The sequence below is a fragment of the Enterovirga sp. GCM10030262 genome (assembly GCF_042666435.1).
Lineage (GTDB): Bacteria > Pseudomonadota > Alphaproteobacteria > Sphingomonadales > Sphingomonadaceae > Allosphingosinicella.
Genome location: NZ_JBHTDC010000002.1, coordinates 1,042,245 through 1,061,422, shown reverse-complemented (window position 1 = coordinate 1,061,422; position 19,178 = coordinate 1,042,245). Strand labels below are relative to the sequence as shown.

19 protein-coding genes are annotated in these 19,178 nt (G+C 65.6%); 11 read left to right on the top strand and 8 right to left on the bottom strand.

The window, feature by feature from the left end; genetic code table 11:
- The first annotated feature begins 128 nt into the window (after window positions 1-128).
- Complete coding sequence (locus ACFQRC_RS14375; protein ID WP_379962412.1) at window positions 129-902, top strand: hypothetical protein; 774 nt, start codon at window positions 129-131, stop codon at window positions 900-902.
- Between the two features lie 200 nt (window positions 903-1,102).
- On the opposite strand, the gene ACFQRC_RS14370 is transcribed toward ACFQRC_RS14375, so the two are convergent.
- A complete protein-coding gene (locus ACFQRC_RS14370) occupies window positions 1,103-2,026 on the bottom strand; it encodes a LysR substrate-binding domain-containing protein (RefSeq protein ID WP_379962411.1) in 924 nt (307 codons plus the stop codon).
- A gap of 352 nt (window positions 2,027-2,378) precedes the next feature.
- On the opposite strand from ACFQRC_RS14370, the gene ACFQRC_RS14365 reads away from it, so the two are divergent.
- A complete protein-coding gene (locus ACFQRC_RS14365; RefSeq protein ID WP_379962410.1) occupies window positions 2,379-4,685 on the top strand; it encodes a CDC48 family AAA ATPase in 2,307 nt (768 codons plus the stop codon).
- Here the strand turns inward: ACFQRC_RS14365 and ACFQRC_RS14360 are convergent.
- The gene (locus ACFQRC_RS14360; RefSeq protein WP_379962409.1) at window positions 4,648-5,925 is read right to left on the bottom strand and encodes an MFS transporter; all 1,278 of its coding nucleotides are present in this window, start codon (window positions 5,923-5,925) and stop codon (window positions 4,648-4,650) included. The two genes, ACFQRC_RS14365 and ACFQRC_RS14360, sit on opposite strands and share 38 nt — an antisense overlap.
- A 132-nt stretch (window positions 5,926-6,057) precedes the next feature.
- Here ACFQRC_RS14360 and ACFQRC_RS14355 point away from each other — a divergent pair, with 132 nt between their 5' ends.
- Window positions 6,058-6,675: a class I SAM-dependent methyltransferase gene (locus tag ACFQRC_RS14355; RefSeq protein ID WP_379962408.1), complete on the top strand. Its 618-nt coding sequence runs from the start codon at window positions 6,058-6,060 to the stop codon at window positions 6,673-6,675.
- On the opposite strand, the gene ACFQRC_RS14350 is transcribed toward ACFQRC_RS14355, so the two are convergent.
- Window positions 6,672-7,856 (bottom strand): phosphatidylserine/phosphatidylglycerophosphate/cardiolipin synthase family protein, encoded by a 1,185-nt coding sequence (locus tag ACFQRC_RS14350; RefSeq protein ID WP_379962407.1) that lies wholly within the window; start codon window positions 7,854-7,856, stop codon window positions 6,672-6,674. The two genes, ACFQRC_RS14355 and ACFQRC_RS14350, sit on opposite strands and share 4 nt — an antisense overlap.
- Window positions 7,857-7,974: 118 nt before the next feature.
- Here ACFQRC_RS14350 and rpoZ point away from each other — a divergent pair, with 118 nt between their 5' ends.
- Window positions 7,975-8,316, top strand: a complete 342-nt coding sequence (gene rpoZ, locus ACFQRC_RS14345) for a DNA-directed RNA polymerase subunit omega (RefSeq protein ID WP_379962406.1) — start codon at window positions 7,975-7,977, stop codon at window positions 8,314-8,316.
- 4 nt (window positions 8,317-8,320) lie between these two features.
- Window positions 8,321-8,941, top strand: a complete 621-nt coding sequence (locus ACFQRC_RS14340) for a methylated-DNA--[protein]-cysteine S-methyltransferase (protein WP_379962405.1) — start codon at window positions 8,321-8,323, stop codon at window positions 8,939-8,941.
- Here the strand turns inward: ACFQRC_RS14340 and ACFQRC_RS14335 are convergent.
- A complete protein-coding gene (locus ACFQRC_RS14335) occupies window positions 8,895-9,356 on the bottom strand; it encodes a winged helix-turn-helix transcriptional regulator (protein WP_379962404.1) in 462 nt (153 codons plus the stop codon). The two genes, ACFQRC_RS14340 and ACFQRC_RS14335, sit on opposite strands and share 47 nt — an antisense overlap.
- 121 nt (window positions 9,357-9,477) lie before the next feature.
- Between ACFQRC_RS14335 and ACFQRC_RS14330 the strand changes: the two genes are divergently transcribed.
- Genes ACFQRC_RS14330 through ACFQRC_RS14315 form a run of 4 tightly spaced genes read left to right on the top strand, consistent with a single transcriptional unit; the run spans window position 9,478 to window position 13,202 of the window.
- Window positions 9,478-9,765 carry a hypothetical protein gene (locus tag ACFQRC_RS14330; RefSeq protein ID WP_379962403.1) on the top strand — a complete coding sequence of 96 codons (288 nt, stop codon included), beginning with the start codon at window positions 9,478-9,480 and terminating at the stop codon, window positions 9,763-9,765.
- 48 nt (window positions 9,766-9,813) lie between these two features.
- The gene (locus ACFQRC_RS14325; protein ID WP_379962402.1) at window positions 9,814-11,901 is read left to right on the top strand and encodes a RelA/SpoT family protein; all 2,088 of its coding nucleotides are present in this window, start codon (window positions 9,814-9,816) and stop codon (window positions 11,899-11,901) included.
- A gap of 16 nt (window positions 11,902-11,917) precedes the next feature.
- Window positions 11,918-12,397: a DUF411 domain-containing protein gene (locus tag ACFQRC_RS14320; protein ID WP_379962401.1), complete on the top strand. Its 480-nt coding sequence runs from the start codon at window positions 11,918-11,920 to the stop codon at window positions 12,395-12,397.
- Window positions 12,398-12,401: 4 nt separating this feature from the next.
- Window positions 12,402-13,202: a tryptophan 2,3-dioxygenase gene (locus ACFQRC_RS14315; RefSeq protein WP_379962400.1), complete on the top strand. Its 801-nt coding sequence runs from the start codon at window positions 12,402-12,404 to the stop codon at window positions 13,200-13,202.
- Here the strand turns inward: ACFQRC_RS14315 and ACFQRC_RS14310 are convergent.
- Together ACFQRC_RS14310 and ACFQRC_RS14305 are read right to left on the bottom strand one after the other, a co-directional pair.
- Window positions 13,146-14,192, bottom strand: a complete 1,047-nt coding sequence (locus ACFQRC_RS14310; RefSeq protein WP_379962399.1) for a M48 family metalloprotease — start codon at window positions 14,190-14,192, stop codon at window positions 13,146-13,148. The two genes, ACFQRC_RS14315 and ACFQRC_RS14310, sit on opposite strands and share 57 nt — an antisense overlap.
- Window positions 14,193-14,393: 201 nt before the next feature.
- Window positions 14,394-14,621: a hypothetical protein gene (locus ACFQRC_RS14305; RefSeq protein WP_379962398.1), complete on the bottom strand. Its 228-nt coding sequence runs from the start codon at window positions 14,619-14,621 to the stop codon at window positions 14,394-14,396.
- 441 nt (window positions 14,622-15,062) lie between these two features.
- Between ACFQRC_RS14305 and ACFQRC_RS14300 the strand changes: the two genes are divergently transcribed.
- Window positions 15,063-16,373 (top strand): nucleotide sugar dehydrogenase, encoded by a 1,311-nt coding sequence (locus tag ACFQRC_RS14300; protein ID WP_379962397.1) that lies wholly within the window; start codon window positions 15,063-15,065, stop codon window positions 16,371-16,373.
- Here the strand turns inward: ACFQRC_RS14300 and ACFQRC_RS14295 are convergent, their stop codons facing one another.
- Window positions 16,374-17,378, bottom strand: a complete 1,005-nt coding sequence (locus ACFQRC_RS14295; protein ID WP_379962396.1) for an NAD-dependent epimerase/dehydratase family protein — start codon at window positions 17,376-17,378, stop codon at window positions 16,374-16,376.
- 67 nt (window positions 17,379-17,445) lie between these two features.
- Window positions 17,446-18,249, bottom strand: coding sequence for a metallophosphoesterase family protein (locus tag ACFQRC_RS14290; protein ID WP_379962395.1), 804 nt, complete (start codon window positions 18,247-18,249; stop codon window positions 17,446-17,448).
- A gap of 397 nt (window positions 18,250-18,646) precedes the next feature.
- On the opposite strand from ACFQRC_RS14290, the gene ACFQRC_RS14285 reads away from it, so the two are divergent.
- The gene (locus ACFQRC_RS14285) at window positions 18,647-18,892 is read left to right on the top strand and encodes a hypothetical protein (RefSeq protein ID WP_379962394.1); all 246 of its coding nucleotides are present in this window, start codon (window positions 18,647-18,649) and stop codon (window positions 18,890-18,892) included.
- Window positions 18,893-19,178: the final 286 nt, after the last annotated feature.

The following is a 19,178-nucleotide window of genomic DNA, read 5'->3' as shown; positions in this document are numbered from 1 at the left end:
AAGGCACGGCATGGTCCATTAGCTGGTAGACGGATGGGGAACGTCGGCTTTCCACCCGAAACGGACATCGGGCGAATGTCTGCTTTCGACCCATTGCAGACATTCGCGATCTGCGCGAGTGAGTCGGCATGCCCCTCAATCGCCGCCACTTCATGAGCTTTCTCGTGGCCGGACTGGTCGGGGCCACTTCTGGCGGTGCACGCGCGGGCTGGTTGAACCAAGCCAAAGGGGTCGGGAGCATGTCGGTTGAGTTCCCACCATTCGAGCTACAGGCGAGCACGTCCGCGCTTCGGCATCTCACCAGCGGCCTCAGCGGCTGGCGCATCGAGCGGATGGGAAAGAGCGCGTCCAACGTTTGGCTGCGAACCTCAGACGGAGCGACTTGGCTGATTGGCGTGGATCAGCGCGACCTTCTACCAATGTTCGAGGTCTTCACGCTCGCCATGCTCAGCATGAGCGAGTTGCAGGAGCGGTGGGAACGCTGGGAGCCACCGGCGCTTCCGGGGGGAGTCCCGGAGGGTTTCCGTCAACTGCTGACCACTCGTCCTGCCGCGCCCGTCGCGCCCACAGACTTCGAGCCTTGGCCCCTACAATCGTGGCGAACTGAAGTTGTTTGGCGAGCCGAGTTTATCGTCGAGGGCGGAGACGTTGGACCGACATTCGGCAACAATCCAAACACGCAATCTGCTGCTCGCCCGGGGGCTGTGCCGCCAAGCGCGAGTGCCTTCTGTGAAGTCGCGGTGGGAGTGCTGTTCAGTGGCGAGGGGCGCAGACTGCTGCTGGCTGTCGATTGGATGCCGATGAACATGCTTGTTGTGCAGGACGAGGCGGAGATAAGCGCATTTCTCGCAGACTGCGAGTTGGTCACCATGGCAGACTATGTTGATGGCCGACGCGCCTGATCGAGCGTCTGCTTTCCACCCATTGCGGACATTCACGCTCCCTCAGAACAGCGGGGGTCCCTAAGCTGATCGGTGATCTTATCCGCCGCGCTTTAGCGCCCGCTGCTCCTCGGCCCCTTCATCGTCTCGACGGACCAAACCCAGACACCGAGTCGCAATTCGCCAGCCTGAAGAAATTGTGCCACAACAGCGTGACGCTGTCAACCGATTTTCACCGATATGGTTCCGCCGCCTAAACCGCCCTGCTCCGCGACGCTCTCGAACAGCCAGTCGTGGAAGATCTTCACCGGCCTCCGCCGCAGCGCCGAGCGGCGGCAGGCGAACCAGTAGCTGTAGGGACTCTCCACCACGATATCGAACAGCTGGACGAGACGCTCGTCATGCGCCTCCTTCAAATGGCTCTCCAGCATCAGCGCGACCCCCAGCCCCTGCGCGGCGGCGTCGAGGATGAGCGGTCCCGAATCGAAATGGTCGACGGCGGCGGGCTGCAGATCGGGGAGCCCCACCGCCTCGCGCCAATGTTCGAACATGTCGGGCATGTCGCGGTGGAGGAAGATGGTCGCCTCGGCGAGCTGCGACGGACAGGTGAGCGCGCGCGGCCCCTCCGCCAGCGCCTTGGCGCCGATCGCGATCACCCGGTTGCTGTCGATCCGCCGCGAATAGAGGCTGGGGTCGACCTCGGCGGCGATGGCGATGGCTGCGTCGAGGCCTTCGTCGAGCCGCGCAAACACGTGCGCGCCGGTATCGATGTCGATATGCAAGGCCGGGTGCAGCGCGCGCAATCGCGGCAGTTGCGGCATCAGCCGCTGCGAGGCGAAGAGCGGCGGCACGCCGAGCCTCAGCCGCATCAGCTCGCTGCCGCCGCTGGCCCTCTCCATGGCGAGCGCCAGCGCGTCGAGCGACGGCGCGATCTCGGCGAGCAATCGTTCGCCGTCGGCATTGAGGTGCACCGCCTGGTGCCGCCGCTCGAACAGGAGATGGCCGACGAACCGCTCCAGCGCCTGCACCCGCCGGCTGAGCGCCGGCGAGGACAGGCTGAGCGCCTCGGCCGCCGCCTTCACCGATCCCAGTCGCGCCACCTGGACGAACGCCTCGACGGCGGTGAGAGGGGGCAGCCTGCGCATGATCGCCTTTTCCGTTCCAATGTCCCATTGTGCAGTGCAGCTTAGCCCCGCCACGCCGGCGGATCGCCGGGAAACGGGAAAAGCCGAGTGCATCTTGTGCAATCGTAGCAGCTTTCTTCGCAATTGCACAATATCGGTTTCCGGGCGAAACGGATCCCGCCTTTCAGGCATCCTCTCCTAAAAACTTTCCAGGGTCGGTCCTCCGGGACCGGCCCTTTTTTTTATCCCGATGTCTCGCGGGCGGCCTTCCAGGCCTCGTCGGCCCTCTGGATCACGGCATCTTTTTTGAACCCACCGCTGTAAGCACCGTTGTCGCTTCTTATGTGTCCCGGGGCATAAGGAGATTCACGGCATGGCGGACGAGGAACGGGAACCCAGGCGGCTGCAGGTCGCCAACATGCGGCCCGACGATAGCGGGCGCGGGCTCGCCCGGCTGCCGCGCGCGATCATGAACGCATTGGGCCTTTCGGAAGGCGACGTCGTCGAGCTTTCCGGCAAGCGCTCGACGCCGGCCCGCGCCGTCCTACCCTATCCCGAGGATGAAGGGCTCGACATCATCCGCCTCGACGGTCTCCAGCGCGCCAATGCCGAGATCGGCTCGGGCGATTTCGTCGAGATACGCAAGGCCGAGTCGAAGCCCGCCCAGCGCGTCGTCTTCGCGCCCGCACAGAAGAATCTGCGCCTCCAGGGCTCGGCCCATGCGCTGAAGCGCAGCTTCGGCATGAAGCCGGTGACCGCAGGCGACATCGTCGCCACCACCGGCCAGCAACGTGTCGACCGCGGCGATATCCCGCCCGAGCTCCGCCAGATGCTGAACGCGCCTGCTTATGCGCTGCAGGAAATCCGCCTCACCGTCGTCTCGACGACGCCCAAGGGCATCGTCCATATCGACGCCAATACCGAGGTCGAGCTTCGCCCCGAATATGCGGAGGCCAAGGACACGCGCCGCGCCGACGTCACCTATGACGACTTGGGCGGCATCGGCGCGACCATCGACCAGCTGCGCGAGATGGTCGAGCTGCCGCTGCGCTACCCCGAGATATTCGAGCGCCTGGGCGTCGATCCGCCCAAGGGGGTGTTGCTCCACGGCCCTCCCGGCACCGGCAAGACCCGGCTGGCGCGCGCCGTCGCCAACGAGAGCGACGCCAATTTCTTCCACATCGCCGGCCCCGAGATCATGGGATCGGCTTATGGCGAGAGCGAGAAGAAGCTTCGCGAGTTGTTCGAGGAAGCCAGCAAGGCCGCGCCGTCCATCGTCTTCATCGACGAGATCGATTCGATCGCGCCCAAGCGCGGCCAGGTGCAGGGCGAGACCGAGAAGAGGCTGGTCGCGCAATTGCTGACCCTGCTCGACGGGCTGGAGCCGCGGCAGAATCTGGTCGTCATCGCCGCCACCAACCGGCCCGAGGCGCTCGACGAGGCGCTGCGCCGGCCGGGCCGCTTCGACCGCGAGATCGTGATCGGTGTGCCCGACGAGAATGGCCGGCGCGAGATACTCGGCATCCACACCCGCGGCATGCCGCTCGAGGAAGGAGTCGACCTGAAGGAGCTGGCCCGCCAGACCTACGGCTTCGTCGGCGCCGACCTGGCCGCCTTGACCCGCGAGGCGGCGATCGAGGCGGTGCGGCGGATCATGCCGCGGATCAACCTCGAGGAAGGGACGATCCCGCCGGAAGTGCTCGACGATCTGTCGGTCACCCGCAAGGATTTCGAGGAAGCGCTGAAGCGCGTCCAGCCCTCGGCCATGCGGGAAGTCATGGTCCAGATGCCGAATGTCGGCTGGGACGATATTGGCGGGCTCGGCGACGCGCGCGAGCGGCTGCGCGAGGGCGTCGAGCTGCCGCTGAAGGACCCGGAAGCGTTCCGCCGGCTCGGCATCCGGCCGGCCAAGGGCTTCCTGCTCTACGGGCCTCCGGGTACCGGCAAGACGCTGCTCGCCAAGGCGACGGCGCGCGAGGCGGAGGCCAATTTCATCGCCGTCAAATCGTCCGACCTTTTGTCCAAATGGTATGGCGAGAGCGAGCAGCAGATCGCGCGGCTGTTCGCCCGCGCCCGCCAGGTCGCGCCCACCGTCATCTTCATCGACGAACTCGACAGCCTCGTCCCCGCGCGCGGCGGCGGCATGGGCGAACCCCAGGTCACCGAACGCGTCGTCAACACGATTTTGGCCGAAATGGACGGCCTAGAAGAACTGCAATCCGTAGTAGTAATAGGCGCCACGAACCGGCCCAACCTGATCGATCCGGCGCTCCTTCGCCCCGGACGTTTCGACGAGCTGATCTACGTCGCGGTGCCGGACGAGGCCGGACGGCGGCACATTTTGGGCATCCATACCGAGGATATGCCGCTGGCGGGCGACGTCGACCTCGACGACATGGCCGCGCGGAGCGATCGGTTCACCGGCGCCGATCTCGAGGATCTGGTGCGCCGCGCCGGTCTGTTCGCGCTGCGCGAATCGCTTGGCGCGCAGACCGTCACCGGCGATCATTTCGAGAAGGCGCTGAAGGAAACGCGCGCCTCGGTCACTCCGGAGATGGAGCGCGAATATGAGGAGATCCGGTCCAAGCTGAAGCAGGAAGCGGCGAGCCCGACGGGGATCGGCTTCATCAGTCCGGGGATGCTTACGCCGCGGGGGTCGAAGGGCGGAAGCGAAGGCTGACCCATAAAGCGAGGCCCAGCATCAAAGCCGCGGTGACGAGGAAGGGCAAAGGCATCGACAATCCGTAGAGCCCGACCCCCAGAGCGGGCGCGGCGATGAAGGCGACGCCGTTGACCGACGTCACCATCCCGGCGACCGCATTCTGCTCGTCCGGAGCCACGGCCAGCGAAGCGCCGCTGGTGAATCCAGGCCGGAAGAAGCCGAAGCCCAGCGAGGCCAGCGCGAAGCCGGTGGTGATCCCGTAAATCCCGTCCGCGAGGCCGGTGACGACCGCGCCCGCCGCCGACAGCAGCGATCCCCACAGGACCAGCGCCCTCGGATCGAGCGCCAGGCGCGGAATCAAGCCCCATTGCGCGAGCAGGGTCGCGCCGGCTCCGGCCATCAGCACTAATGCGATCGATTGCTGGGCGTCGTCGAGCGGCAGCGCCAGGCGGTCGATAACGAGGAACCCGATCACGCCGAGCAAAGCCGCGTGGCCGTGGCCGCCGATCGCGCCGATCATGTGCCAGGCGAAGACCCTCGGGTCGCGCCAGCGTAATGGCGCGGGAGGGCGATCGTCCCCGATCAGCGACGCGCCATTGTTGGCGCCGCCGATCGAAGGCTCGCCGACGATCTGGCCTCTCGCGGCCGATTTCGGCGTATCGTCCGGGAGGCGGGTGATGACGGCGGCGAGAACGGCCGCCCCGATCAGCGCGAAGACGATCAGCGGCCCCGAAAGCCCCAGTGGCTCGACGATGAACAAAGGCGCGAGCGCGGGTCCGATGATCGTTCCGAGGCCGAAGGAAGAGGCGATGGCGGAGAGCGCGTTGGTGCGTTGCTCGCCCTCGGTGCGGGCGGCGACATAGGCCTGGACGGCGGGCGGCGAAGCCGATCCCCAGCCGCCATAGACGGCGCGGCCGAGCACGAAGATGATGAAGACCGTCATCGGGGCGAGCAAACCGGCCAGCCCCGCGGCGAGCACGGCGCCGCAGATCAGCATCGAGACGATGAAGCCGTAGAGGCCGAGCCGCATCAGCGCGCGCCGGCCGCGCCGGTCCGACATCCGCGCCCAATGTGGCGCCGTCAGCACCCAGACCACCGCCGAGAGGCTGAAGGCGATCGCCACCCACAGATCGGGAATGCCGAGCTCGCGGCCGATCGACGGCATCAGCGATTGCATCGCCGTATTGCCCGACGCCGCCACCAGCATGATCGCGAACAGCAGAGCGAAGCGTTCCTTCGGCAGGCTGTAGCCGCTCACGATCCGGCGATCCCGCGAATATGTCGGCCTGCCCCGTAAGGCGATAATCGGCGCGCTGCCATGCCTCGCCCTTGCCATTGCCGCGTTGTTTTGCCAACGCACCTTGTTGCTCAAGACGTTACGGGACCAAAAATGACGCTTTCGGCTGAACAGGCACAACAAGATGGCGCATTCGCGCGCGGCACGCCTGGCGGCCCGCTCTGGCATTTCGTCCGGGGGTTTCTCAAGCATCCGGTGATGGTCGGATCGGTGATCCCGTCGTCCAAGATCCTGATCGACAAGATGCTGGACCCGGTCGACTGGGCCAACACCCGTTTGTTCGTCGAATATGGCCCCGGGGTCGGCACCTTCACCCAGCATATTCTCGATCGCCTCGCGCCAGATGCGACGTTGCTGACGATCGACACCAATGCGGACTTCACCGCTTATCTGAACAGCAAATTCACCGATTCGCGGCTCGAGGCTGTCACCGGATCGGCCGCCGGCGTCCGCAAGATCATGGCCGATCGCGGGTTCGAGAGCGCCGACTATATCCTGTCCGGCCTTCCCTTCTCGACTCTCCCGCCTGGAATCGGCCCCAAGATCGCCGAGGAGACCGCCGGGGCCTTGCGGCCGGGCGGCGCATTTCTCGTCTATCAATTCTCGCCCAAGGTGCGTGACTTCATCGCGCCGCATTTCGACCGGATCGACGAGGGTTTCGAGTGGATCAACATCCCGCCCGCCACGCTGTTCTGGGCCTGGAAGGACTAACCTGGTTTGGGCTCGCCGCCGAAATTGAGGCGGTGCGAGATCCCGTAATCCGCGATCGCCACCAGAAAATAGGCGATCCCCCATTTGATCCTGTTGATCCAGGTCCGTTCGGCGCGATGGCTTTCGCGGGTGATCCGCACGCAATCCTTGATCTCGGCATCGACGAAGCGGTGCATCGCCTCGGCGAAGCCGGGATCGTCGATGCGCAGCATCATCTCGAGGTTGAGGAACAGGCTGCGCATGTCGAAATTGGCCGATCCGATGTGGACGACGTCGTCGAGGACGAACAGCTTCGTGTGCAGCTTGGTCGGCTGATATTCGTAGATTTCGACGCCGCGCTTCAGCAGCAGCCAGTAACTGTGGCGGGCGGCGCCGATCGTCGCCTTATTGTCGGATTTCGACGCGGTCACGAGCCGCGCCCGTCCGCCGCGCCGCGCGACATTGCCGCTGCGACGCAAAAGCCCGGGGCTCGGGGCGAAATAAGCGGCGATGAGGTCGAGCCGCCTGGCTTTCCTCAAGTCCCGGCGAACGGCCCGCGCCCAAGGGCTGAGGCGCCGCGTCGGGCCGCCGAACAGCCAGTGGAGCTTGCCCTCCGTCTCGCTGTGCTGCTGGAGCATCCGGCGCAAGGTGCGGATCTTGCTTTTGGGATCCCGCGCCCATTTGAACAGGTCGTCGAAATAGCGGGTGAGGCAGGCGACGCCGTCGCCTTCCACTTCGAGCCCGAGATCGCGCCAGGCGCCGGATTCCACCGTTCCGAAATAATCGTCGGAAATGTTGAAGCCGCCGATGATCACGCGGCGGCCGTCGGCCAGCGCGAGCTTCTGGTGGTTGCGGAGCAGATAGCGGCGGCCGAAACGGGGGCTGAAGCGGCAGAATTCGCAGCTGGTCTCGGTCAGCGGGCGGAAGAATTCCTCCTTGGTGGTGTCGCTGCCGAAATCGTCGACGAGCAGCGAGACCTGAACGCCCCGCTCCACCGCCGCGACAAGCGCATCGCGGACGCGGCGGCCGGATTCGTCGGCGAGGAAGATATAATAGAGGATGCGGAGCGATTCCTGCGCCTCGTCGATGAGCGCGATCAGCGCATCGAGCCGCTGGGGTCCGTCGGGCAGCAAGGTCAGCCGGTTGCCCTCCACCGTGGCGGTGACGGCAAGGGCGGTTTTCTGCGGGTTCGCATCGGCCATCGCGCCGACATGCGGCTCCGCGCGGCCCAGCGCAACCCCCCGAAAAGATTGACAGGAGCGGCCCCGGCTGGTAGCCGCCCCGCTTTCCATTCAGCCTCAAGATGAGCGGAGCTGCTTCATGGCGCGCGTAACCGTCGAAGATTGTGTCGACAAGATCCCGAACCGGTTCGATCTGGTGCTGCTCGCATCCCAGCGCGCCCGCCAGATTTCGGGTGGCGCCGACCTCACCATCGACCGCGACCGCGACAAGAATCCGGTCGTCGCTCTGCGCGAGATCGCCGAGCAAACGGTGAAGCCCAAGCATCTCGAAGAGGCGGTCGTGTCGAACCTCCAGCGCGTCCAGGTGGACGACGAGGATGCGCCGGACGCGGTCGGCTCCTTGAGCCAGTCGGCCGAGGCGCTCCGCCTCACCGCCGCCGCGCCGCCGCGCAACACCAATCTCGCCGGCGACTACGAATAAAGCGATGGCCGGACACGCGCCGGCCTTCGCTCTCTTCGATACGCCGATCGGCCGATGCGCGATCGTCTGGCGGGGATCGGCCGTCATCGGCGTCTGCCTTCCTGAAGCTTCCGACTCCGAATTGCGCCAGCGTATCGGCAGGCGCTTCCCGACCGGCTCCGAGGGAGAACCGCCCGCGACCATCGCCGCAGCGATTGATGCCATTCAGGGCCTGCTGAGCGGCGGTCGCGCCGACCTCGGCTTCATCGAAGTGGACCTTTCAAGGGCCGCTCCGTTCGAGCGCCAGGTCTACGAAGCCGCGGCCGCGATACCCCATGGGCAGGTTCGCACATATGGCCAGATCGCCTCGGCGACAGGCGCGCCGGGGGCCGCTCGCGCTGTCGGCCGGGCGCTTGGCCGCAATCCGGTGCCGATCATCGTCCCCTGTCACCGAATCGTGGCCGCCGAGGGCAAGAGCGGCGGCTTTTCGGCGCCGGGCGGCCTCGCCACCAAGTTCCGGATATTGGAAATCGAAGGGGCTCGGCGCCATGGGGAGCCGGAGTTGTTCGAGCAGCTGCCATGGGCCGCGAAGCCGGCCGCTAATCGGCGCGAAGCTCCGACCGGTCCATCCACTCCAGTTCGCTGAGGGACAGCGACCGCCCGTCCGCCGCCCGCACGGCGATCTGCGCCACCGGCCGGCGGCTGTCGCGGTCGACCAGCACCGGGTTGCTCGGCACGCCCGAAACCCAGCGCTCGCCCCATTGCCTGAGCGCGATCAGCACCGGCAGAAGCTCGCGTCCCTTCGGCGTCAGCCGGTATGCGACCTTGCGGCGGTCGGCGGGATCGGGCTCGCGCTCCAAAATCTCGTTCTCTACCAGCCGGCCGAGCCGGTTCGACAGGATGTTGCGCGCGATGCCCAGGGTCGACTGGAATTCCTCGAAATGGTGGAGGCCGTTGAACACGCCGCGCAGGATCAGGAACGACCAGCGCTCGCCCACGGCCTCCAGCGCCGCGGGCAATGCGCATTCGGTGAGCAGGGCTTTGTGGTCATCATTGTGCATGGCAGCGGGTTCAATCTACGCCTTTTTTCACCCTTGTCATCCCGACGCGAAAACAAGTTGCGGATCGAAACTGGCCTCGATATGAGTTGCGATTGGAAACCTAATCTTGGGGAAGACTCACATGTTCCGCGCCGCCGTCCTCGCCTCCATCCTGCTCGCCGCTCCGGGCGTCGCTGCCGCCCATTATCAGGCCGAACCGGTCGCCAAGCCGGCCGAGAGCAAAATCGTGCTGCGCGACACAATCTGGACCTGCGGCGAAGCCGGTTGCGCGGCCGGCAAGAGCAACAGCCGCCCGGCGATCGTCTGCGCCGTCCTGGCCGGGAAGGTCGGCGCGCTACGTAGCTTCAGCGCCGGCGGCGAGCCGCTCGACGCCGCGCAACTCGAAAAGTGCAACGCCCGCGCCGACTAAGGCCTTTTTGCATTGCAACAGGGCGGTACCGGACCCCATGTTGGTCCGGTGCTTCGCCAATATGAACTTCTGGACAAGGTCCGGGCCTACGACCCGGACGCCGACGAGGCGCTGATCAACCGCGCCTACGTCTTCTCGATGAAGGCGCATGGCGGCCAGAAGCGCGCGTCGGGCGACCCTTATTACAGCCATCCGATCGAGGTGGCGGGCATCCTCACTGACCTCCGCCTGGACGACGAGACGATCGTCACCGCGATCCTGCACGACACGATCGAGGATACGGTCGCGACGCCGGAAGAGGTCGAAAGGCTGTTCGGCAAGAATGTCGCGCGTCTGGTCGACGGCGTCACCAAATTGTCGCGCATCGAGGCGCAGAGCGAGAGCCAGCGGGCCGCCGAGAACCTCCGCAAGTTCCTGCTCGCCATGTCGGGGGACATACGCGTCCTGCTGGTGAAGCTGGCCGACCGGCTCCACAATATGCGCACGCTCCACTTCATCAGGAATGAGGAGAAGCGCCGGCGCATCGCCCGCGAGACGATGGACATCTATGCCCCGCTCGCCGAGCGGATCGGCATGTACGAGTTCATGACCGAGATGCAGACCCTGGCGTTTCGCGAACTCGAGCCCGACGCTTATGAATCGATCTCGAAGCGGCTGGAGCAGCTCCATAGCGGCGGCGGCGACCTGATCGAGCGGATCGGCCGCGGCATCAAGGCGCATCTCGAGGCGCACGGCATCGAGGCCGAGGTTCAGGGACGCGAGAAGCATCCTTATTCGATCTGGCGCAAGATGGCCGAGCGCCATGTCAGCTTCGAGCAATTGTCGGACGTGATGGCGTTTCGGGCCATCGTCGACACTGTCGAGGATTGCTACCGCACATTGGGGCTCATCCATCAGCGCTGGCCGATGGTGCCGGGGCGCTTCAAGGATTTCATCTCGACTCCCAAGCGCAACGGCTATCGCTCGGTCCACACCTCGGTCATCCATGACGAGCAGATGCGTATCGAGATCCAGATCCGCACGCGCGAAATGCACGCCCGCGCCGAACACGGCCTCGCCGCCCACTGGGCCTATAAGGAAGGCAAGGACGCGGCGACCACGCAGCATCCGTGGATCAGCGACCTGATCGAGATACTGGAACATGCCGGCAGCGCCGAGGAGCTGCTCGAACATACCCGCATGGCGATGTACCAGGACCGGATTTTCGCATTCACGCCCAAGGGCGAGCTGATCCAGCTTCCCAAGGGCGCCACCCCGGTCGATTTCGCTTATGCCGTGCACACCGATCTCGGCGACCAGACGGTGGGCGCCAAGGTCAACGGCCGCGTCATGCCGCTCAGGACTCCGCTCACCAATGGCGACCAGGTCGAGATACTCGTTTCCAAGGCGCAGCATCCCCAGCCGACCTGGCTGAGCTTCGTCGTCACCGGCAAGGCACGCGCCAAGATCCGCCGCTTCGTCAAATCGAAGGAGCGCGAGGAGACGATCGCGCTCGGCCGCAAAATCTATGACGAGATCGTCCAGCGCCTGCCCGCCCCGCTCGGCTGGGAGGCGATGGCCGAGGCGCTGAAGCGGCTCAATTTGCACGACGACGAATCGCTGATGGAGGCGATCGCGCTGAAGCGGGTCGACGACGTCGCGGTCATGGAGGCGCTGATGCCGGGCTCGGCGGGGAAGGCTGGGGTCAAGCCGCCGCCGCAGCGCCAGGCCATCTCGATCAAGGGCCTGACGCCCGGCGTCGCTTTCGATCTCGCCGAATGCTGCCATCCTATTCCGGGCGACCGCATCGTCGGCCTGCGCCGCGAGGGCGCCGGCATCGAAGTCCATACCATCGATTGCGAGCGGCTCGCCGACGGCGTCGACGCCGATTGGGTGGACCTCGCCTGGGGCGACGAATCGGATGGCGGCGCCGCGCGGCTCTGCGTCGTCATCAAGAACGAGCCGGGGTCTCTCGCCGTCATCGCCGGCATATTGGGCGGCCACGGCGCCAACATCGTCAGCATGAATCAGTTCAGCCGCGACGGCAGCTTCCATACGTTCCACCTCGACGTCGAAGTGCATGACGTGCAGCATTTGATGCGCATCCTCGCCGCCCTGCGCGCGACCGATGTGGTCTCGACAGCCGAGCGGCTTTGAGGGCATGGACGGGACCATGATCGATGCAGTGGACCGCCGTCTCTTTCTGGGCGCGCTCGGCGCGGCGGCCGTCGCCGGCCTGGCTTCCCGGGCCTATGCGCTTGCACCCCCCACCGGCGGCTTCGTCATGTGGCACAGCCCCGGCTGCGGCTGCTGCCTCGAATGGGCGAAGCGGGTGGAGGCGGGCTTCGGCCGCCGGCTGCCGATCGTCGAGGTGGCGGATATGGCCCGGGTCAAAAGCGCGCAGGGCGTGCCGGACTATCTCCAATCCTGCCATACCGCTTTGATCGGCGGCTATGTCGTCGAAGGCCATGTGCCGGTCGCCGACATCCAGCGGCTGATCGCCACCGGGAGCAAGACCATCCATGGGCTGGCGGTTCCGGGGATGCCCGCCGGTTCGCCCGGTATGGATGTCGGCCATGACCGTAAGCAGCCCTACAAGGTCTTCGCATTCTCACGCGACGGCCGCCGCGTCACCGTGTCCGAGCACGGCTGATCCGATGACAGACACGCCTGCCTCCATGACCTATGGCCAGTATCTTGATCTGGAGAAGATCCTCTCGGCGCAGCATCCGATTTCGGATCTGCACGACGAGATGCTGTTCATCGTTATTCATCAGGCCAAGGAGCTCTGGCTCAAACAGACCATCCACGAGCTGAAGCTGTCCCGCGACCTGGTGCGCGAGGATGCGCTCATCCAGGTTCACAAGAGCCTGTCCCGGGTCTCGCGCATCCAGGCGGTGATGACGCTCAGCTGGGACGTGCTCGCGACGCTGACGCCCACCGACTATACCAGCTTCCGCGACGTGCTCGGCACCAGCTCGGGTTTCCAATCGGCCCAGTTCCGCCAGGTGGAGTTCCTGCTCGGTCTCAAGGATCTGGCGCATCTTCGCTACCAGGAAGAGGGATCGGAAGCGCATGGCGCGCTCCACGCCGCGCTCCACCAGCCGAGCCTGTGGGACGAGGCCAATGCGGCGCTGGCCCGGGCCGGGTTCGACCTGCCGATCCACGTGCTCGATCGGGACTGGAGCCAGCCTTACGAGCCGAGCCCGGCGGTCGAGGAGGCCTGGACGGAGGTCTACCGGGACACCGCGAAATGGTGGACGCTCTACCAGCTCGCCGAAAAGCTGGTCGATGTCGACGACGCGATGGCGACCTGGCGGCACAAGCATGTGATCACCGTCGAACGCATCATCGGCTTCAAGCGCGGCACCGGCGGGACCGCTGGCGTGCCCTATCTCCAGTCAACGCTTGCGAAGCGCGCCTTCCCCGAGCTCTGGTCGCTTCGAACCAAGGTCTGAACCCGACGAACCGAGTTCGGTCAGAACCTCGACGATGAGTCGCTCCCGGGCGCGCAGGCTCGGATGGGTCCTGAACAGCTGAGGCATTGTGTCATATTTGGCATAATAACGGCGCCAATAGGGAATCGCCGCCGAAACGTCGTAGCCGGCGGCCCAGGCGAGCCTGATGCCGAGCCGGTCGGCCGCTTCTTCGGTGGCGCGGACCCGGCTCGCATTCCTGCCGAAGCCGCGCAGGATGCCGTCGGGAACGCCCTGTGCGTCCAGCATTGCCGGGTGGCGCAGGATATTGTGGGCGATCTCGTGGCCAAGAACCACCGCCAGCTCGTCGTCGCTCTCGAGAAATGCGAGCAGGGCGGTGGTCATGATCGCATAGCCATTATGGGCGAACGCGTTGACCTGGCTTGAGCGGGCGAGCCGGACGCGCGCCGGACAGCCGTCGACGGGATCGAGCCTGAGCGTCAGCTCCTCACCATTCCTGAGGAGGCGGAGGTCGGCGGGGCCCCTGCGCAGCTCCGCTTCCAACTGGGCTTCGGTTGCCTCGATCGCCGGCCGGGCTTCTTCATTGTCGCGCCCCTGCGCCATCGCCACCGGCGACGGAAGGGGACGGCCGTTGACGGCCAGCACGACGTCGCCGGCGGCAAGCCCCGCGCGCGCCGCCGGACTTTCCTCGACCACCGCCAATATGGCCGGGCCGCGATCGAGGGAATAATGCTCCGCCGCCGCCGGCCGGTCGGACTGGGAATATTCCGCCAGATGGTGAAGGAGCAGGCCGGTGAGAGGATAAGGATCAGGGCAGTGAGCCCCCCCCGAAAGGCCTATGCGGTAGCCGATGCGGGCGACCCGATAATCCTGCTCACGAACGAAGGAGGCGCCCGCCGGGAGCGGGGCGGCGGCGACAGGAGCGCCCGATGCGGCCGCGGCCGATGCAAGGGCCGACGGCGCCGAGGCGGCGGCAAGAATCGCGAAAAAGGCGGTGATCGGTCCGGCCATGGGCGCCCTTGTGCCGGAACCCGGACGGGGGGTCGAGGGCGCGCAGATCCAACGAGCCGAATTCAGGCGCGATTCCCGCGATGTCGCTGGCGCCCGGGAAACCGCCGGTTCACGGCGCCGTGCCCCGACCTATTGCACAAACAGATTTGGCCGGCGAGGAGCATCCTCACCGGCCAAAGCCTGTACCTGATAACCCGATGCTTAGTTCGGGCTGACCGGCGTGTCGCTGTCGCCAGTCGCGGCAACGATGCCACCGATCACGGCGAGAAGCGCGAGCGCGGCGATGAACCAGCCAGTGCTGCCCATCTGCTGCGAGCCACTGACGCTCTCGGTCGCCGGAGCGAGGTTGGCGGTGTTGGCTGCGGCCACGGCCGGCGCCGCCGCCAATGCAACTGCGGCGGTCGCAGCGATAAGTCCCTTGAAAACCACGTCAGCTTCTCCCTTCGTACTCAAATCTGCTTCTTTTTGGTTTCGCCACTCTAATTATCCGAGGCGGCGCTACCTGTCCACCCCGAAATAGCAGTCTGAGATCAGGGCGAATTCCGGACATAGAAGGCGATGGTTTACGACCCGTAAACCGCTGCGATCCGGGCCCCGGGGGCAGGCGAACGGGGGCGGATTGCTGGCAAAAACAAGTAACCGCAAGGACTTGCTAGGACTCCACGAACTGTGCCGATGACACGGCGCGACTCCTCGCTGGGCCACGCCGGCAAGGCTCGACCGAAACAGGTGACCCGCGCCGGCCGGCCGCGAGGGAAGGGCGTTCCAGAGAATCGCTCGCCGAGGCGCCGCCCGCCGCCGCCCCTTGGAGGACGTGATTGACGGCGGGGTAAGGATTCCCTGCTAGCCCTCGGTTGATCCGGAGAATCCATGAGCCAGTCTGAAGCCAATGCCAGCGTCGCGCGCTCGACCGACGAAGACCGGGTCGTCGTGGTCGGGCTCGGCTATGTCGGGCTTCCGCTCGCGGTGGCGCTGGCCCGATCGGCGGCCGTCATCGGCTTCGACATCGACGCGGAGCGAATCGCGGAACTGAGCCGGGGCCAGGACCGGACCCGCGAGGTCGACGAACACGCCCTCCGGGCTTCGCGACTCCAAGTGACCAGCGACGCCGACGCCTGCGCGGGGGCCGCCATTTACATCGTCACGGTGCCGACGCCCGTCGACGGCAGCAGCCGGCCCGATCTTCGCCCCCTGCTCGCCGCGACCGAGACGCTGGCGCGGCTTCTCGATCCGGCGGCGAGGCCGATCATCGTCTATGAGAGCACGGTCTATCCGGGCGTTACCGAGGATATTTGCGGGCCGCTGATCGAGCGCGTCTCGGGCCTCAAGCGCGGCGTCGACTTCTTCCTCGGCTATTCGCCGGAGCGGATCAACCCGGGCGATCGCGAGCATAGCGTCGATCGCATCGTCAAGGTCGTCGCCGGCGAGAATGACGCGGTGACGGAGCGGCTCGCCGCGCTCTACGGGAATGTCACTGAGGCGGGCATCTTCCGGGCGAAATCCATCAAGACCGCCGAGGCCGCCAAGGTGATCGAGAACGCCCAGCGCGACATCAACATCGCCTTCATGAACGAGATCACGCAGATTTTCGCCAAGCTTGGCCTGTCGACCCTGGACGTGCTGGAGGCGGCCGGGACCAAATGGAACTTCCTCAAGTTCCGCCCGGGCCTCGTCGGCGGCCACTGCATCGGCGTCGATCCTTATTATCTCAGCCATTGCGCGCAGAGCCTCGGCCATCTGCCCCGCGTCATCCTCGCCGGCCGCTCGATCAACGACGGCATGGGCACCTGGGTGGCCGATTCACTGCACAGCCGCCGCGAGAGCCGGATCGGGTCTGTCCTGGTTCTGGGCGTGACCTTCAAGGAGGACGTGCCGGACCTCCGCAATTCCAAGGTCGTCGATGTCGTCAAGCGCCTCCGCTGGCTCGGGCACGACGTGACCCTCCACGATCCGCTCGCCGACGCCGGCGCCGCGCGGGAGGAATATGGACTAACGCTCGATGCGGATGCGCTCGATCGCCGCTACGACGTGGTGCTGGCGGCGGTTCCCCACCTTTCCTATCGGCGGATGGACGCGGCGACGGTCGCCGCGCTCGTCGAGGAAGACGGACTGATCGCCGATCTGCACGGCATCTGGCGCGGGCAGGCGCTTCCGGATGGCCTGCAATGCTGGTCGCTCTGATCAGTCCGGGAGTCCGTGATAATCGCGATACCAGGCGACGAAGCGCGGTATGCCCTCGTCGATGGTCGTCGAGGGGCTGAAGCCGAGATCCCGCTGGATGGCGCTGATGTCGGCATAAGTGTCGCGGACGTCGCCCGGCTGCATGGGCAGGATGTTCCTCTCCGCTTTGCGCCCGCACGCCTCCTCGATCAGCGCGATCATCCGCAGAAGCTCTTCGCTCCTATTGTTGCCGATATTGTAGAGACGGTGCGGCCCCTTGCTGCCGCCGGCCTTGGGCTCGCCATCATCGGGCGGCGGATTGTCGAGCGCGGCGAGGACGCCCGCCGCGATATCGTCGATATAGGTGAAGTCGCGCCGCATATCGCCTTCGCCATAGACGTCGATCGGGCGCCCTTCCAAAATGGCCTTGGTGAACAGCCACATCGCCATGTCCGGCCTCCCCCACGGCCCATAGACGGTGAAGAAGCGCAGGCCGGTCTGGGGCATGCGGTAGAGATGGGCGTAGGTCTCGCTCATCAATTCGTCCGCCTTCTTGGTGGCGGCGTAGAGCGAGAGCGGATGGTCGACCCGGTCCTCGACCCTGAACGGAAGGCGTTCGTTGCCGCCATATACGGAGGATGACGAGGCATAGACGAAATGCCGTGCCTCGCGCGCGCGGGCTACTTCCAGCATGTTGAGGTGGCCGGCGATGTTGGACCGGCCATAAGCGCGCGGGTTCTCGATCGAATAACGCACCCCCGCCTGGGCGCCGAGATGCACGACCGAGTCGAACGGCAACCCTTGTGTCGCGCGATCGAGGGCTGCCTCGTCGGCGAAGTCCACCTCCACGAAGCGGAAAGCCTCGCCATGGCGGCGACGCAGCTCCTCCAGCCGCGCGCGCTTCAGCGCGACGCTGTAATAATCGTTGAGATTGTCGATGCCGGCGACCGTCGCGCCTCGCTCCAGCAGGCGGTTGGCGACGTGGAAGCCGATGAAGCCCGCGACGCCGGTAACCAAAATGCTCATGAGACCCCGCCGCCGGAAATTTACCGCGGCACCTTATGGAAGCCGGCGACGCCGCACAACGGCCGGCTCATTGCGCGGCCGCCAGCCGCTCCTCTTCTTGGCCGAGCTCGCCCGACAGATACCAGCGGCGATCATCCTCGATCGCGAGCGCGGTCAGAATGCCGCTATTATAGGCGCCGGTGTCGATCGCGATGCGGTTGCCATGCTCCTCGACTTCATCGACGATGGTGTGGCCGTGCACGACCATGAAGCCGTGCTGCTGGGAGTGGCTGAGGAAGGGTTCCCGTATCCAGCGCAGGTCGGCCCGGCTCTGCGCCTCGATCGCCACCCCGGGCCGGATGCCGGCATGGACGAAGAGATATTCGCCGAACTGGTAGCTGTCCTGCATCTCCCGAAGGAAGGTGAGGTGCGCGCTCGGCACCTTCGAGCGCAGCAAATCGAGCGCATCGCGCCGCGGGAGACGAAGCAGTTCCGCCACATTGACGCCATAGCTCTCGACACATTCGGCGCCGCCATATTTGAGCCATTGCTGGAGCGGTCGCGTGTCGCCTTCGAGGATGCGGAGCAACAATTCTTCGTGATTGCCGGCGAGGAAAACCGCCTTGGCATAAGGGGGGTCGAACGAGCGAAGCCGCTCGACGACGCCGGCGGATTCGGGACCCCGGTCGATCAAGTCGCCGAGGAAGACGAGGATCGTGTCCCGGGCCTCGCGTCCCGCCACGTCGCGCTCGATCCGCTGCAGCAGGACGTCGAGCAGGTCGAGCCGGCCGTGAATGTCGCCAATCGCATAGGCACGCGCATTCGGCCGGCCGAAGACGCTATTCGCCTCGCCACTTCTTCCTCGGCCGAAGATCTTCTTCAGGAAACTCACAGAAAAATCATTCCTACTTCGATGTGCGGGCCGATCCCAACCGGAACGCGCGATCTAAACCTACACCGCCGCCGGCGCAATCGCCACGCAAGCAAGGCAGCACTTTCAACTTCAAGGATTATTCGACGAGGCCGCCGCATCGCGGGGCGAATGGGAATGAAGATCGTCGTCCCCGCTACCCGTCAATCCCTTCCGCGACAGCATCGCCGGGACGCCGAAGCGGCGCCAGGCGTACCCCCTCGAAACGGGAACAATGGCGCCCCTTATGCTCGGCAACAACAATTAAACCAGACACTTAGGCGCGAAGTCGGCCATCCGACTCTAAACGCTGGAAATGTCCGATTTCCGGCGCTAAAGTGACCAGCCCAGCGATTCTGCTTGGCTAAAGGAGAGAATAATGCCCTCCAAGATAGTATCTGCCCTTGCTGCCGGCGCTCTGCTGGTCGCGACGAGTTCTGCGCTCGCCCAGACCGCGAGCTCATCTCAAACGCTTCCGGCCGTAAACAGTGCCGCGCTCTTGCAGAGCGGTACTGGAGAGGGCGGCGCGTCGACGGCTCTCATCATCGGCGGCGTCCTCCTCTCCATCGGCCTGCTCATCTGGGCCACCGGCGACGATGAGGCACCGGAAGGCGTTAGCCCCTGATCGCTCGGAACAGGGGAACGAATATGGCGCCCCGGCTTCGGCCGGGGCGTTTTTTTTTTGAGATGACGACGCCTCTGCGGCGTCTCGCTTCACTTATGGCCCGTGTCCGCGATGCCTTTTCGTCCGGCTCGCGTCCGTACCGACCGGGGCGGTGAAGATCAGGCCCAATGCCGCCAGCGCGCCCGCAAGACATGCGTGTTCCCAAATCAGATCAAAACCTTAAATCCTCTTTTGCCATCCTGCCGAAAGGGGTTATGGTGCCGAGTCTCGTCATCGACGTCAGTTG